The sequence below is a fragment of the Paenibacillus foliorum genome, assembly GCF_013141765.1.
Lineage (GTDB): Bacteria > Bacillota > Bacilli > Paenibacillales > NBRC-103111 > Paenibacillus_S > Paenibacillus_S foliorum.
The window spans coordinates 25,834-41,416 of sequence record NZ_WHOD01000130.1 but is presented as its reverse complement, the minus strand read 5'-3'; the positions used below and the strand labels follow the sequence as shown (position 1 = coordinate 41,416).

The window sequence follows — 15,583 nt, the reverse complement described above, 5'->3', positions numbered from 1 at the left end:
TAGTTCCCTTCCACTTGTATGATCACGTGTGCATTTTAAAATAGCGCATCCGTGTTCCTTCCACTGCCCATTTGTAGGAACACTGCGAAAGCGGAATACGATTCGATTAACCTCATGTGTTCAACATTCGGTTATCCCTTAACGGTATCATCTTCAAGTCATGGTACCCTTCATGCTCCATTAGTTTAGATAGATCACAACTCCTAATAAAACAATTGATCCCTGGTCCCCCCAGCCCTATCTGTTCATGTATCCCCTCCCTTTCCAGGAGCTTCTCCGTCAAAGATCAAACCCTCCATAGGTTCAACAAAAATAGCAATCTAGAAGAAATCTCAACATCCGTTACATGCTATGATAATGGAAAAAAAGGAGGTTGTTCTGAATATGCTGCTTGAGAACAAGAACGCCGTGATTTACGGAGGGGGAGGAGCAATCGGCAGTGCGGTTGCCCGTGCTTTCGCCCGAGAAGGGGCGCGTGTCTTCCTCGCCGGTCGCACGCTTACCAAGCTCGACGCGGTTGCAGAGGAGATTTCTGCCGCAGGGGGAGTGGTTGAGACCGCTCAAGTCAATGCTCTTGACGAGCAGTCAGTCGAGAAGCATGCCGATGCTGTGGCATCAAAGGCTGGCGGTATCGATATTGCATTAAACGCAGTCGGGATCTTTCACGTTCAGGGTACACCTTTCGCGGAACTGTCTCTCGAGGACTTCGAATACCCAATCGCCGGTTACATACGGACTAATTACATCACGGCAAAGGCCGTGGCCCGGCACATGGTGAAGAAAGAATCAGGCGTGATCCTTACACTTTCTACGCCCGTGTCGCAAATGCCGGGACCAGGGTTCATGGGACACAGCGTTGCGTGTGCAGGTATCGAAGCATTCTCCCGCCATCTGGCAGGTGAGCTCGGACCTAATGGAATCCGCGTTATCTGCCTCAGGTCCCATATGATTCCTGAGGCCACGATGATGTGCTCCCACAGCCGCGAGCTCTTCAGCCTCAATGCCGAACGAGCCGGAATTACCCTGGAAGAGATGCTGGCTGGCGCGGCGGGTGGTACTCTGTTGAAGCGTCTTCCGAAGCTTGCTGAGGTCGCAAACACAGCAGCTTTCATAGCTTCGGATCAAGCCGGCGCCATGACGGGCACTGTGGCCAACCTGACCTGCGGCTTTATTGTGGATTAGTTAGTCGAAACAGCTGAACTTGCGGGTAGCAGTTTCTCATGCCTCCAGAAAAGCAAAGAAGGCTGGCCAACTATTCCTGTTGGCAGCCTTCTTCTAACTTTTTATGATAAGAGCATTCCGTTTTGTGTAATTAAGATGAAATTCCTATCTGGGTCTGCTCCTCTTGCGGTTGCAAATACTTTTTTACGAATAAACTAAAATAAATCATAGTGAGAATACACACGATTGCACAAACAACAAACCCCGAACCCATACCGAACCAGCTCGCATAGGCTCCACCTGCCAATCCGCCAAAAATTCGGCTTCCTCCCAGCAGCATGATGGAATTCATCATTTGACCACTCGCTTTCAATTCCTTCTGAACATTCCGGTTCACGTATTCTGCAAGGCATAGGTAAAATAAAATAAACGTTCCTCCGTGCAGCACCCATGACAGTATGACCGTGAATTTCGTAACAGCAATCGCATACAGCACCCATCTAAGAATATGAATGAAGCCTGAAAACATCAATATATTATAAATGCCGAACCTTCTGTACAACCGATCGAAGAAAATCATAAAAGGAAACTGGCTGATAGAGCCAATCATAATTCCAATACCGATCAAGCTGGTGGTGATTCCCTGCTCCTGACTATAGACTGCATGAAAGGTGAAAAAGAAGCCCAACGTAGACTCAATCGTAAACGTATAAATATAAATTAACATTAACGGCTTGTTTTTAAAAATCTCCTTCAGCTTTACCTTCACTTTGCGCTGATGACCTTCTACTCTCGGAATACCGCACGCAAATAAAAATGCGATAAACATCATAATCGAAAATACCGGGAACATGTAATCGATATTCTTCTCCAATATCCAGCCTGCAACCGCCGACATCGCAGCGTAACCAACTGAGCCTGCCGTCCTGACCCGTGAGAAATTAAACTTCGATTTGTTGGCAAGCTCCAAGGCAATCGTATCGCTAAGCGGATTTACCACACACTGAACCACCGAAAACAAGGTTGTCGAAAGCAGCAGCAGCCAGAGATGGTTACCCGATAACGGAACTAGCCATATCGTAGCTGCTGTCAGCAGCAGACTTAATAATAAAATGCCATTTTTCGATTTGGCCCGGTCTGCCGCCAATCCCCACAAGGGCTGGATGAACAAAGCAATAATGGATCCCACTGAGGTAAGCAGCCCTATTGTAAAAAGATCCAAATTAATTTTGTTATAATACAAACTAATATAGGAAGAGAAAGCCCCTAATGCCATAAACATAAGCGCATAATAAAAGGATACATATACGTAGGTGGACTTAGCTGATTTGTCAGAGCTCATCGTAGTTTCGATACACGGTCCACTTCAGCTAATTCTTCGGCCGTCAAGTTTTCTCCGAGGTGCAGTAATGCATCTTTTATTTGTTCAGGACGGGAAGCCCCCAATATAGCAGAAGTGATATTCTTATTGCTAAGCACCCATGCCAACGCGAATTGAGCCAATGTCCATCCCCTCTGAGCTGCCAACGGCTTGATCGACTCTACAATGTCAAAATTCCGGTCTACTCCTAGCAATGAATGAAGCCTTTTTTCTCCTGCAGCACCGCGAGATCCTTCCGGAGATGCTTCACCCTGCCTGTATTTACCTGTCAGCAGCCCTCTACCCAAAGGACTATATACAATAACCCCAACCCCTTCCGATTCAACGAACGGGAGCAGCTCATCCTCGATGCCTCTGGATATGATGCTGTATTCAGGCTGCACGCTTTCAAACCGGTGAAGATGATTCAAGGCGCTGACACCATGGGCTTTGGCAATTTGCCAAGCGGCAAAGTTCGAGCATCCGATATAGCGGACTTTACCCGATTTTACCAAGTCATCGAGTGCGCGAAGTGTTTCATCCAAAGGGGTTTGAGAGTCAAACCGATGCACCTGATACAAATCGATATGATCCGTTTGCAGCCGTTTCAAGCTCGCTTCCACTGCACGGAATATATGGTATCGGCTTTGGCCTGAATCGTTTGGACCTAGTCCGACTTTACCGTGCACCTTAGTCGCTAAAATGATTTGATCACGACGGCCTTGCATGATTCTTCCCAGAATTTCTTCAGATTCTCCGGATTCAAGCGGATTATCCCGATCCATTCCTTTTCCGTAAACGTCTGCTGTATCATACAATGTGATTCCTGCATCCAATGCTGCGTCGAATACGTTGCGAGACTGTGCCTCATCAATCCAACGGCCAAAAGCCATTGTCCCCAAGCTGACCTCCGATACTTTCAATCCTGTTCTTCCCAATCTTCTGTGTTTCATACATTTCCCCAACCCTTCTATTTATAATAAAATACAAATTTAGGACCGTTTCAAATGAACATATCTTGAGCTGTAAAGCTACACTCGGGCTGTTTTCCAAATCCCCTTCTTAAACCGTCCGTATATAAGCACTGAACGTACGAATTGATCCGCAGCAGCTGCAGTCCAAATACCCGCCGTACCCCATTTCAATCCAAAAACAAACAAGAGACTCAAAGCAACCCGAAAGCCCCATACACCGATTAAAGTCGAATACAATGGGTACTTCGTATCCCCTGCTCCTCTCAATGCGCCACCTAAAATAAATTGGGTTGCCTGTGATACTTGAATAAAGCCCATAATTCTTATGCCAACAGCTCCTTGTTCGATTACAGCTTGGTCTGGCGTATACAGCATCATAATATAGGAGGCGAAGCAGATAAAAACCACACCCATAGCGCCTGCTACGACCATTCCGATTTTACGTACCTGCCATCCATACTTTTCAGCTAAGTCCGGATTGTTGGCTCCAAGTGCCTGACCTACCAGAGTAGAAGCAGCAATGGAAAAAGCCATACCCGGCATAAAGGTCAGCCCAAACACGTTAAACGCTATTTGAGTCGCTGCCAACGCTACGGTTCCAAGGCTGGCTGCAACTTTGACGAATACAAGCATCCCGAGACGCATCACGATCTGCTCAATAGCCGTAGGAAGCCCAATTTTGAGAATACGTCCAATCATCACACGGTCTATTTGAAATAGGCCGCGCGCAGTTAAACGGATGGTATACTTGCCGCTGAACATTACAGCAATGACCCAAACCATGGAAACCAGCTGCGATACGATAGTGGCAACCGCTGCGCCAGTAACGCCCATCTTCGGCAAACCATAGACTCCATAAATCAATGGAAATCCGATAATAACAATGAGCACATTCGATAATACGTTTATTTTCATTGGGGTACGAGTATCGCCAGCTCCGCGTAAAATTGCAGTCAATGCCATTGAAATCGTATTAAAGCCGACAGACAAGAAAATAATTTCTGCATATTGCAATCCATGTGCAACTACGTCCTCCCCGGCTCCCATCATACGGAGCAAGTCAGCTGCAAAGAAGTATCCAAGTGCAACGACTAGCACAGAAAGTACAATGTTTAATGCAAAAGCCTGACTCGCCGCTCGATTGGCTTCCATAATCTTACCGGAGCCGACTGATCTTGCCACAATTACAGTGGTACCTACATTTAAAGTCATAAAAATAGCTAGTAATAGAAAATAAGGCTGGCTGGTTAGCCCAACCGTCGCCACTGCTTCAGGTCCTACCCGCCCTACCAAAATCATGCTAAGCATTTGCATAAAATTAATTAGCAGCATCTCCACCAAGGATGGGCCAGCTAGCTTCAAAATAATTTTACGGATTGCTTGACGATCATTGGGATCGGCTAAGGCTGCCTCTGGAGCATCCATCTGTTCATCCGCTTCGGAAGGTTGTTCTTTTTCATTTGTTCGCGCTTTCATGCAGTCACCTTCGTTTCCGTTCTATAGACGTATTTTCCACCAACAGCTTCCAATTCTAGAAGCTTTTCTAATCATAGCTGATTTCTTAAAATTTCATAAGGACTGAACTCCGCTTCAATAAGTAACCTTAAGTATAGTAACTTTAACATTGGAAATTGTTGCTTCAGCTCTTAAGAAGGTCGCTATAATGCAATTTTTCTTACAAAAATCAGCCTTGTTACCTACAGCTTACCGACCACCAGCAAGCTGCACAAAATTTTTGTATAGGCTCCCATATTGAGTTGACCGCCCCTTAACGCTTATAATAAACAATGAGAAAAAAGTTTAAAAGAAAAGGTGTCATTCATGAGCATATTAAATGTAGAAAGACTAAGCCACGGATTTGGAGATCGCGCGATCTTCAAGGATGTATCCTTCCGCCTGCTCAAAGGTGAGCATATCGGACTCATTGGTGCCAACGGTGAAGGTAAGTCCACCTTCATGAACATTATTACAGGCAAGCTCCAGCCGGACGAAGGTAAGGTAGAGTGGTCCAAACGGATGCGCGTTGGGTATCTCGATCAGCACGCAGTGCTCAACAAGGGCATGACGATGCGCGATGTCCTGAAGGGAGCCTTCCAATATTTGTTCGATATGGAACAAGAGATGAACGACATGTACCTTAAGATGGGCGATGTATCTCCGGAAGAGCTTGAGCGGTTGCTAGAGGATGTCGGAACGATTCAGGATACATTGACGAATCAAGATTTTTACTTAATCGATGCCAAGATCGAAGAAACCGCCCGCGGACTAGGACTTACCGATATAGGCCTGGATAAAGATGTTAATGATCTTAGCGGCGGACAGCGGACTAAGGTGCTGCTAGCAAAGCTGCTGCTCGAAAAGCCGGACATCCTGCTCCTCGATGAGCCGACGAACTATCTCGATGAGCAGCATATCGAATGGCTGAAGCGCTACCTTAACGAGTATGAGAATGCATTCATACTAATTTCACATGACATTCCGTTCCTTAACAGTGTCATTAACCTGATTTATCATATGGAAAATCAAGAGCTCAACCGGTATGTTGGCGATTACGATTACTTCCAGCAGGTCCACGGGATGAAAAAGCAGCAGTTGGAATCAGCCTACAAGCGCCAACAGCAGGAAATCGCTGATTTGAAAGACTTCGTAGCCCGGAATAAAGCTAGTGTCGCGACTCGGAATATGGCGATGTCCAGACAGAAGAAGCTGGATAAGATGGATGTCATCGAGCTAGCTAAAGAGAAACCGAAGCCTCAATTCAACTTCAAGGATGCAAGAACGTCAGGCAAGCTGATTTTTGAAGCTAAAAATCTTGTCATCGGTTATGATGAGCCTTTATCAAGGGCGCTCGACCTCCGGATGGAACGCGGACAGAAGATAGCGCTTGTGGGTTCAAATGGTATCGGTAAAACGACATTGCTGCGGAGTATCTTAGGCGAAATTAAAGCGCTATCCGGCTCCGTTCAGCTTGGGGAACACTTGAGTATCGGTTACTTTGAGCAGGAAGCAAAAGATGCCAATTACAATACATGCATAGAAGAAGTATGGAAAGAATTCCCTTCTTACTCACAATTCGAGGTTCGAGCGGCACTGGCCAAGTGCGGGCTCACAACTAAACATATCGAGAGTAAGATTACAGTCTTAAGCGGTGGCGAAAAGGCAAAGGTTCGCTTATGCAAGCTGATCAACCGCGAAACGAACCTACTCGTACTCGATGAGCCGACCAACCATTTGGATGTGGATGCTAAGGACGAGCTGAAGCGCGCCCTCAAGGCGTACAAAGGCAGTATTCTTCTGATTTCTCACGAACCCGAATTTTATCGTGATGTCGTTACAGAAGTATGGAACTGTGAATCCTGGACGACAAAGATGTTCTAATCATTGTTTCAAGAGCAGGGGCAAGTGCAAGATCAAGTGCAAGATCAAGTACAAGATCAAGTACAAGTGCAAGTGCAAGTGCAAGTGCAAGTACAAGATCAAGTACAAGTGCAAGATCAAGTACAAGTACAAGTGCAAGTGCAAGTACAAGATCAAGTACAAGTGCAAGATCAAGTACAAGTGCAAGTGCAAGTGCAAGAGCAAGTGCAAGAGCAAGTGCAAGAGCAAGTGCAAGATCAAGTGCAAGACGTGTGCGGGGATGGTACGGGACGAGCAAGGGACTGCAGGACTATCCCAAAAGCTTACTGAACGAACCCCTCAACAAATTTAAACCAACAAGCTTCTATGACCCCTATCAAAGTGGGAATGGAAGCTTGTTTGCCTGTCAAACAATTTTGTTAAATTATGGGAATATATTAATGCTGCTCAGAACTATACCTTAGCGGAACCAGAAGTTCCGTTATTCAACCCGCCATGACAAATTGAACACAATAGCGGAAGCCTCAATTCCGTTATTTGGGGGAATGCGGCCAATTTACGCATAAACCAAGAGATAGCGGAACTTCTAGTTCCGCTATCCCCCTATTTTATATGCTTTTCTAGAAATAACGGAACGAGCACTTCCACTAACTTGGTTCTCAACCCACGCCCCCCCTGGCTCAGCAATTGCTATCAGAATATTCCATCACAAGCACAACCAAGACTCCATCACCACTCAACGTTGGTAATGGAGTCTTGGTTGTACTAAATAAGAGCTTACTCTCCTCACTTCCGCCGCTCCGTCGTTACTGCTCTATCTACAGCCTCGAGAGAAACGAAACAGCCAAATCAGCTATGCGCTGATGTCCGTTCTCGTTCGGATGAAGCCCATCCGATGTATAGTAATGCATCGTTAACTTGTTAAATCCACTCACCGCATACAAATCCAACAAAGGCAAAGAATAGTTAATTCCTATCATCCGTATAGCATCAACATAATCAACTAATCGGCGCCCTACCGTATTCGTACTGAATATGTCATATCCATCCTTATCTCTTGGCAATGGAGTCCACAGATTCAACCGGCAGCAGGGATTATTCGTTAAAATATGCTCGATTAACGTTCGATAGGCTCCATAGAAGGTCAATATATCATAGCTGTCAGGTTCTCCTAACGGTTTATCCAAGCGAAAATCGTTCACTCCAGCAAAAATAGTCACACAATCGAGCGTTGGGTCGATATTCCGACCGACATTCACGGTTGCACCATAATCTCTGTCACCACCAGCCGTCATGGTGCAGCCGCTTTTGCCGTAATTCATTACCTGGCTCAAACCAAGCCCGCTGGATACAAGCGGCTGATAGCCGTTTGCCTCTGTAATGCTGTCACCAAGCGTCCCCCAGCTCTTACCTCGCCATCGATTGGCTTCGTGATTCCATGGGCCCGCTTCAAGCCAACCCTCAAGCTTCTTCATCATATTTAACTTCAGCTGTCGGGCTCATGCCAGCCGCCACGACTTCAAATACCGCTTCCTCACGGTCGCCCAGCCATGCTCCCTGCTCAATCAACGTAATCTGCAGCGCCCGAATGTCGACTCCGCGGAATCCGGTATTGGATTCCGCGGCCATGGCAGCAGCGGTTCCTGCCGCCTGCCCCATTGCAAAGCAGTTCGGCATCACTCTCAGGGAGCCTTGTACGGGACGATCCGAAGACACCGAGCGCCCGGCCACAATCAGGTTCTCCTTGCCCTGGGGCAGCATGCAGCGGTATGGAACGCCATGCGATTGTCCCTTCGGCAAATGCTTGATGGCCATAGTGCTCTGCGCGTTAGCCAGATGAATATCGATGAAATAGGAATTACGCGCGATATCATCTTCAAAGGTGCGCATTTGGAGAAAGTCATCTACCACCAACGTGTAGTCTCCTACAATTCGACGCGTTTCACGGATTCCGATTTGATCGCCTGAATGGACCAGATGCGCGTTCTCGAAGCCGGGCACATACTTGTGCAAGAAGCGAAGCTGCGTCTCGATCAATTTCCTGCCTTCTATAGCAGCGTAGGTTAAATCCTCTGCTTTCGTACCATCAATGCCAAATACATGGCCGAAATTAAAACCGGCCACTGACTTCGAGAGCCAAGCAGTGCCGGAGATTCGCTTACGTCCCTCCGGCAAATCGCCGTTTTGCTGCGCTTGCGTGACCGTATCCGGCAACTGGCCGCCTTGACCTGTTTCCTGGATAAATTTATCAAATTTATCCTTGTCCAAACCGGATAAGATAAAGCACATCGTGCCCGGCTGAAGCTCCCCTTCCTCTCCACCGATGTGAAAGGGTACTCCGGCCAATGCTGCCATATCCGCATCACCCGTAGCATCGATGTACAGCTTCGCTTGAACAACCGAACGGCCGCTTTTGTTGCTGATCACTATTCCTTGAATCTGCTCACCTTCTGAAAGCACTTGATCAACAAATGTATGGAACAGCACCTTAGCTCCACTTTGAGTCACTTCAAGGTCATAGATGCGTTTCAATACTTCCACATCAATCGGAACCCAGTCCAGCCTGTCTTTATGCATGCTCATATAGATATCGCCAGAGGCTTGCTTCATCTTCTCCATGAGATCCAACCCGATACCTCTTATGACCGGTTTCTCCCCATCGGTATAAGGGCAGAATGCGGGAACGAGCGCTGCGGTCCCCATACCGCCCATGTAACCTCGCTGCTCTATTAGCAGCGTATCCGCGCCATTCCTAGCAGCTGCAATTGCCGCAGCAATGCCTGTAGCTCCTCCGCCGATGACTACAACATCCGGTGTATAGGATACGGTAAGCTCCTGCTGCGGGATGGTGACAGTAGACAATTTGATGGTCATTTGATTTCCTCCTCAAATTTATGATGAAAAATCGTAAGCAAACAGAAAACAGCCGCTTTTAAGAGGTCGTTCAAAAAGTCCCCTTTTGATCACGAAGTATCTCAGGAAGCTTATTCGACATCGAATCTTGCATTCACCTTCGAAGTCCGGTGCTCATTTAGGTTTCCCTAAACTTCGCTCCTCCTTTTTCAGGTTCTTGCAACCTTTTCGGTGCTGAAAAGTTAACTTTTTGAACAGGTACTTTAAAAGATAAGCTGCTTTCTATTTGCTACCTGTTATTTTTTCAAAGTAGTGTACCAATCGTTAACTTCTTTATAGCTCGCATCGCTGCCGGCTGCTTTATACTTTTGTTGGAAAGCTTCCAATCCCGTGATAGACTCTGCGCCAAAAATCAATTTCACAGTGTAATCATTAACCATCGTGTTGAGCTGTTGGAAATTTTTCGAATACTCAGGCATAAACGGTGCCATTCCCAACGGGTCGATAATCCTTACTTCTGTAGGCTGCTTCACATTCAGAAACTCCCAAGCTTCAAATAAACGAGGATCTTTACGTACACGTGCTTGCCAGTAGATCGGATAATTTTTCTCGTCAACGCCCATCAAGTAATTATTGGCCTGATTCCGTTCATCGGTGAATATCGGCAAAATCGGGTTATACGCACCGTCTTTAAATGTAAAGTGTTTTCCTTCCTCACCTATCGCCATCGTTCTGAAAGTATCCTTCTCCAGCTTGGCATTCATCCATTTAATCGTGTCCTCAATATGTTTGGAGGATTTAGGGATGAAGGTGATCCGGTCAAAACCTGAGGAGGCGGAGAAGCCCATTTTGCCGCTTGGGCCCTTCAAAGCCGGGGCAAAAACCATTTTGGCATCAGGTTGATTTTTTTTCAGTGCATCCGCAATGGTAGGAACATCGGACCAGTTAAGCGGGATAACGCCGGCACGGCCGCTAGTGAATTTTTCTTTCATCGTAGCATCTTTATTTACACCAAATTCTTTATCCAGTAGCCCTTGCTTGAACAGATCGCCCATGAACCCCACATATTCTTTAAAGGCTGGGTCCAATGTACGCGGAGTCAGCTTGCCATCAACCGGATTCCAAAAGTTAGGCATCCCGAACGCACCGACCACATTTTGCAGGAATGGATCGTCTCCCTTTAGTGTTAATGCAACGTTTTTATCGCCGTTACCGCCTGGGTCCTTCTCTTTGAATGCCTTCAGAACGGTCGTCAGTTCCTCCAGCGTAGTTGGCATTTTCAGACCTAACTTATCCAACCAGTCCTGGCGAATCATCAAGCCTGTGCTTGAAAAGTTAATGGCCTTGGTAGGAATAGCGTAAATTTTCCCGTCCACTTTGGCAGCATCGAATGTTTCCTGTGACACGGATGCTTTAATGTTCGGACCAAACTTATCGATCAGAGGCGTTAAATCAACTAAAGCCCCTTTTTTCGCATAATCGGAATAAAGCGCTTTAAATTCACTGCCGCCATTGGTCGTAATAGCATCATACGGTTCTGCAGATGCAATCAACAAATTAAGCTTGTCTTGAGGTTTATCCTGAGGAAGCATTTCATACTGCACTTTATAACCGGTTTTGTCTTCCAGTACTTTAGCTACCGGATACGTGTTATAGTCGTCCTTTTGCCAAATTTGCAGCGATTTCAATGTCGGTTTCACTTCATTCTTGGCAGCGGGAGCAGGTGTGGATCCGGATGGGGCGGGAGCCGTCGCTGAGGTATCTCCCCCTTTGGATGAGCAAGCAGCAGAAGTCAGGGTCATTGCAGCCAATGTAATGAGGAGCCATTTCTTTTTGTTCATAGAAAACCCTCCTAGTTTAATTTACAATCTCTGTATCATTAACCCCTCAATACCAGGGATTGAATGCTTGCTTAGCCTTTCACGGAACCTATGAGAACGCCTTTTATAAAATATTTCTGCAGGAACGGATACACCAGCAAAATAGGAATCGTGGAAGCGATAACCGTGGCTGCACGTACACCTTCAGGTGAAACATTCATTAAATCGTCTACGCTTTTGTTCAGAGCCGAAGAGGAATCCGCATCCATGACGATATCCCGCAAATACAGCTGTAAAGGCTTTAATGACGCATCGCTTATATAGAGCATCGGATTGAAAAAATCATTCCAGAAATAAACCGCGTAGAACAATCCAATCGTAGCCAGTACCGGTCCGCTAAGCGGAAGAATGATTCGGAACAAGATGGTGTAGGTTTTGGCACCGTCCATTTTGGCTGAGTCCTCAAGCGCTTCCGGCAAGCTCTCGTAGTAGCTTTTAATAACTAAGAGATTGAAGACACTGATCATAGCAGGTAAAATAAGCGACCATAAGCTGTTGATCAAATTCAAGTTGCGCATCAGCAAATAATTCGGAATAATGCCCCCATTAAACATCATCGTGAAAACGAAAAGCACCATAATGAAGCTGATTCCCGGCAAATGTCTTTTCGACAAAGGGTAAGCCGTAACCGCTGTCAAAAGGATCGATATAAGCGTCCCTACCACCGTTATACCAACTGAAACCATAAAAGAGCGAATAAATTGAGCGGATGTGACTACATACTCCATCGTGTGCAGCTGAAAGCCTACTGGAAAAATACCAACCTTACCTGAAACTACTGCCCATTCTTCACTGATCGATTTCGAAAGCACATTGGCAAACGGAAGCAGTGTGGACGCAGCCATAAGAAGGAGAAATGTATAAGCACATACATCCAAGCTCAAGTCAGCTATTGATTTTCTACGCATCGTTCCTGCCTCCTTTTACCATATACTTCGATTGAGCAATTTTTTACTAAGCATGTTGCCGAAAATAATGAGCAGGAAACCAACCACTGAGTTAAATAATCCTACCGCTGTGCTGAAGCTGTAATCCATTTTGCCAAGCCCCATGCGGTATACATAGGTCCCAATAACGTCCCCCGTCTGATAAACCACCGGATTGTACAGAGTCAGTATTTGTTCGGTTCCAGCATCCAGCAGATGGCCTATACGCAAAATGAACATTAATACGATGGTAGGCAATATACCCGGCAGCGTGATGTAAAACATCTGCTTAATTCGCCCCGCTCCATCAATGGCTGCCGCTTCATATTGCTCCTGCTCGATACCCGCAATCGCTGCAATAAAGATGATAGCGTTCCAGCCAACTTCCTTCCACCCTGCTGTGAAGACGACAACACTTCTGAAAAATCCATTATCCAGCAGGAAGGAAATCGGCTCGGCCCCAAACGATCGTATGAGTTGATTGAGCAAACCGCCTGAAGGAGACAAAATGTTGATGAATAAGCCCGAAATAATCACCCAGGACAAGAAATGGGGCAAATAGATGATGGTTTGTATGGTTCGTTTGAAAAACATCCTGCGTACCTCATTTAATAGCAAGGCGACTGCGATCGGGATGGGAAACAACAGAACAATTTTGTAAAAGCTAATCAATAATGTGTTGACAAACACTTGGATGAATTCATCGGAATGAACCAGCTTCTGGAATTGCTCCAGCCCTACCCATTTACTGCCCGCTATTCCATCAAAAATATTGAAGTCTTGAAAGGCTATCACAATTCCATACATGGGTGTGTACTTGAATAGTAGAAGGAAAAGAAGTCCCGGCACCAACAAAATGTACATGTCCAAATTGTTGCGAAACAGCTTCCACCGGCTGTCCCGTTTGACGTCAAGCTCAGGGCTAATCTCTTTACTATCTAAGTTTGCTGTAGTTGTTGTATTCATGATTGTTGTCACCTCCTGTGCTTGTAATGTGATTATATCGGGTTTGTAAAAAGCTCAGTAGAGGGTAAAGCTATGATTTCTGGTTTAATCCTACTGCCTTTTGTCGAATAAGTACGGTTAATAACGGATAATAGACAACAAATGGCCCTCCCATTCCCGATTTCAAGCGGGGTTAAGAGCGCCATTTTCTTATAAAATGATCTTTCTGAAAAATGCAATCTGGCGGGCTAACTAGCTATGAGAATCCATCAATTATTTTACCAGCTCCTCACGGATACTCCGCAAGCGAACGGTTACCGTCGTTCCTTGTTCTGGTGCGGATCGTATGGACAGTCCATAGCCCTCTCCCGAGTATAGCTTGATACGTTCGTTAACATTGTACAGCCCGTAAGAGCTGCCAGAGCTATCGAAGGAGCTTTCTGGCCGTGGCTCGCTAAGCAGCTTCCCTGCAGTCTCTTCTTCCATGCCGGCTCCGTCATCGGAAACGGACAGCACCAGCTCCTCGCCATCCTGATGGGCAGTAATTCGGATATGGCCGCTTTTGCCTTTGGATTTACGAATTCCATGCAGCAGCGCATTCTCCACAATAGGCTGAAGGGTCAGCTTGGGCATATAATGTTTATGTATAGCGGGGTCTGACTCAACCGTAAATTCAAAGCTCTGCGGAAACCGGCTTTGCTGGATTTCCAAATAAACTTTGGCTAAGTTCAATTCATCCTCTACACTAACGTTGTCCCTGCCTTTGTTTAAGCTTAGCCTGAAGTATTTGGCCAGCGCATCGATCATTTGGCTGATATCATGCGCATTACGCCCTATGGCAATCCAATTGATCGTATCGAGTGTATTGTATAGAAAATGCGGATTAATTTGCGCCTGTAGGGCACGAAGCTGGGCTTCCCGTTCCAGCACCTTCGTCTTGTATGTCTCTTCCATCAGATTTCTAACCTTATCTATTAAATGATCGACACTCCGTTCCAGAACGTTGATATGACCATCGGATGCTGCATTGCGGTCATCCAAGCTTTCCAGGCCTTCCTTGTGAATAGTTCGAATGACAAGCTGAACGCGTCGGTTCATCCCACGTATGATAAAAGCCAACAGAACGAACACCAGCAAGAGGAACATGATTGATACTCCAAGCAATGTAGCAACACTGGAAAACCGGTTCAGCGTAACCGCCTGACGCGATATTTCTGATGCCGGCACCTCGGCCACCAGCTTCCAGCCTGTTGATTGTATGGTTGTAAAAACCGCATATTTCGCATCGTCACCTTCTGCTATTTTAATTATGCCCTCGTCTGCTTCTGTAATCGATTTCTTCAGATCAGCGCTCAGGACCGGCTTGCCAAGCAAAGATTGATCCGCATGCGATACAGCGATTCCAGTGGAGTCAACCATATAAATAACCTGCTGTTTGGATAAATCTACAGCATCAAGTATGTTTCTTACGGTCTGCTCTGTCATATCAATGACAAGCATGCCCGTCATCTGGTCGAATTTCTTAGCATCGCGAATCATACGAGCCGTGGACAGCACATAAGCACTGCCCTTGTCGATATATTTCTCCTCATAAGCTCCTATCCAGACGATTGAACCCCCGGCTTCAATGACACTATTGTACCAAGGCCGACTTTTCAAGCTGTCCATTGGAAAGAAATTGATCAACTCTCCAGCATAAATTCTGGACTTATCCACAAACAGCCTGACGCGAAACACGTTGCCATTCGTCTCAGCCGTATCCATCATATAACGCAAATCCTTCAACACAACCAATTGTTGTCCAATAGGAGCGGTCGCCTCCGATTGGTCTAAATACTTATATAGATTAGGATTCATAAAGAGGGAATTGGACGTATCGCGCACACGTTCAAATTGATAGGTCAGATTGATCCCTGTTTGTTTCATAGTCTGAAGCATGGAGCGGGTTACTTCCTTTTCCAATATTACTGAGGAACGCTCGTAATAAAAGTACAGCAGGAAAGAGGCTGGCAGCAAAATCAATAGAACATAACATAGCAGCCAGGTTCTGGCGGCTGCCAACTCTTTTAACAGTAATAACGAATAACGAGCACCCTTATGGAGCATGGATTTCATCAGAAGAACTCC

At 46.1% G+C, this 15,583-nt stretch carries 12 protein-coding genes; 2 read left to right on the top strand and 10 right to left on the bottom strand.

Annotated elements, in window-relative coordinates; all coding sequences use genetic code 11:
* The first annotated feature begins 357 nt into the window (after positions 1–357).
* The gene (locus tag GC093_RS34725) at positions 358–1,182 is read left to right on the top strand and encodes an SDR family NAD(P)-dependent oxidoreductase (RefSeq protein ID WP_246315834.1); all 825 of its coding nucleotides are present in this window, start codon (positions 358–360) and stop codon (positions 1,180–1,182) included.
* 130 nt (positions 1,183–1,312) lie between these two features.
* Here the strand turns inward: GC093_RS34725 and GC093_RS34720 are convergent, their stop codons facing one another.
* From GC093_RS34720 to GC093_RS34710, 3 genes are all read right to left on the bottom strand, one after another.
* Entirely contained in the window at positions 1,313–2,503 is a 1,191-nt protein-coding gene (locus GC093_RS34720; RefSeq protein WP_171656534.1) for an MFS transporter, read from the bottom strand.
* A complete protein-coding gene (locus tag GC093_RS34715; RefSeq protein ID WP_171656533.1) occupies positions 2,500–3,474 on the bottom strand; it encodes an aldo/keto reductase in 975 nt (324 codons plus the stop codon). The genes GC093_RS34720 and GC093_RS34715 overlap by 4 nt, the downstream gene beginning before the upstream one ends.
* Before the next feature lie 78 nt (positions 3,475–3,552).
* Positions 3,553–4,971 (bottom strand): MATE family efflux transporter, encoded by a 1,419-nt coding sequence (locus tag GC093_RS34710; RefSeq protein ID WP_171656532.1) that lies wholly within the window; start codon positions 4,969–4,971, stop codon positions 3,553–3,555.
* Between the two features lie 345 nt (positions 4,972–5,316).
* Between GC093_RS34710 and GC093_RS34705 the strand changes: the two genes are divergently transcribed.
* Entirely contained in the window at positions 5,317–6,873 is a 1,557-nt protein-coding gene (locus GC093_RS34705) for an ABC-F family ATP-binding cassette domain-containing protein (protein ID WP_171656531.1), read from the top strand.
* Here the strand turns inward: GC093_RS34705 and GC093_RS35630 are convergent.
* From GC093_RS35630 to GC093_RS34670, 7 genes are all read right to left on the bottom strand, one after another.
* Complete coding sequence (locus GC093_RS35630; RefSeq protein WP_216625009.1) at positions 6,827–7,150, bottom strand: hypothetical protein; 324 nt, start codon at positions 7,148–7,150, stop codon at positions 6,827–6,829. The two genes, GC093_RS34705 and GC093_RS35630, sit on opposite strands and share 47 nt — an antisense overlap.
* A gap of 520 nt (positions 7,151–7,670) precedes the next feature.
* Entirely contained in the window at positions 7,671–8,330 is a 660-nt protein-coding gene (locus GC093_RS34695) for an SGNH/GDSL hydrolase family protein (RefSeq protein WP_216625008.1), read from the bottom strand.
* The gene (locus GC093_RS34690) at positions 8,314–9,726 is read right to left on the bottom strand and encodes an FAD-dependent oxidoreductase (protein ID WP_171656529.1); all 1,413 of its coding nucleotides are present in this window, start codon (positions 9,724–9,726) and stop codon (positions 8,314–8,316) included. The genes GC093_RS34695 and GC093_RS34690 overlap by 17 nt, the downstream gene beginning before the upstream one ends.
* 275 nt (positions 9,727–10,001) lie before the next feature.
* On the bottom strand, positions 10,002–11,546 hold the full coding sequence (locus GC093_RS34685; protein WP_171656528.1) for an extracellular solute-binding protein: 1,545 nt from the start codon (positions 11,544–11,546) through the stop codon (positions 10,002–10,004).
* A gap of 71 nt (positions 11,547–11,617) precedes the next feature.
* The gene (locus GC093_RS34680) at positions 11,618–12,493 is read right to left on the bottom strand and encodes a carbohydrate ABC transporter permease (RefSeq protein WP_171656527.1); all 876 of its coding nucleotides are present in this window, start codon (positions 12,491–12,493) and stop codon (positions 11,618–11,620) included.
* A gap of 15 nt (positions 12,494–12,508) precedes the next feature.
* Positions 12,509–13,477, bottom strand: coding sequence for an ABC transporter permease (locus GC093_RS34675; RefSeq protein WP_171656526.1), 969 nt, complete (start codon positions 13,475–13,477; stop codon positions 12,509–12,511).
* A gap of 252 nt (positions 13,478–13,729) precedes the next feature.
* Complete coding sequence (locus GC093_RS34670; protein WP_171656525.1) at positions 13,730–15,571, bottom strand: sensor histidine kinase; 1,842 nt, start codon at positions 15,569–15,571, stop codon at positions 13,730–13,732.
* Between the last annotated feature and the right edge of the window lie 12 nt (positions 15,572–15,583).

Coding starts and splice junctions, on each gene's coding strand:
- GC093_RS34720 (WP_171656534.1), bottom strand. CDS start 2,503: ATGAGCTCTGACAAATCAGCTAAGTCCACCTACGTATATGTATCCTTT.
- GC093_RS34705 (WP_171656531.1), top strand. CDS start 5,317: ATGAGCATATTAAATGTAGAAAGACTAAGCCACGGATTTGGAGATCGC.
- GC093_RS34680 (WP_171656527.1), bottom strand. CDS start 12,493: ATGCGTAGAAAATCAATAGCTGACTTGAGCTTGGATGTATGTGCTTAT.
- GC093_RS34715 (WP_171656533.1), bottom strand. CDS start 3,474: ATGAAACACAGAAGATTGGGAAGAACAGGATTGAAAGTATCGGAGGTC.
- GC093_RS34725 (WP_246315834.1), top strand. CDS start 358: ATGGAAAAAAAGGAGGTTGTTCTGAATATGCTGCTTGAGAACAAGAAC.
- GC093_RS34690 (WP_171656529.1), bottom strand. CDS start 9,726: ATGACCATCAAATTGTCTACTGTCACCATCCCGCAGCAGGAGCTTACC.
- GC093_RS34685 (WP_171656528.1), bottom strand. CDS start 11,546: ATGAACAAAAAGAAATGGCTCCTCATTACATTGGCTGCAATGACCCTG.
- GC093_RS34710 (WP_171656532.1), bottom strand. CDS start 4,971: ATGAAAGCGCGAACAAATGAAAAAGAACAACCTTCCGAAGCGGATGAA.
- GC093_RS34670 (WP_171656525.1), bottom strand. CDS start 15,571: ATGAAATCCATGCTCCATAAGGGTGCTCGTTATTCGTTATTACTGTTA.
- GC093_RS34675 (WP_171656526.1), bottom strand. CDS start 13,477: ATGAATACAACAACTACAGCAAACTTAGATAGTAAAGAGATTAGCCCT.
- GC093_RS34695 (WP_216625008.1), bottom strand. CDS start 8,330: ATGATGAAGAAGCTTGAGGGTTGGCTTGAAGCGGGCCCATGGAATCAC.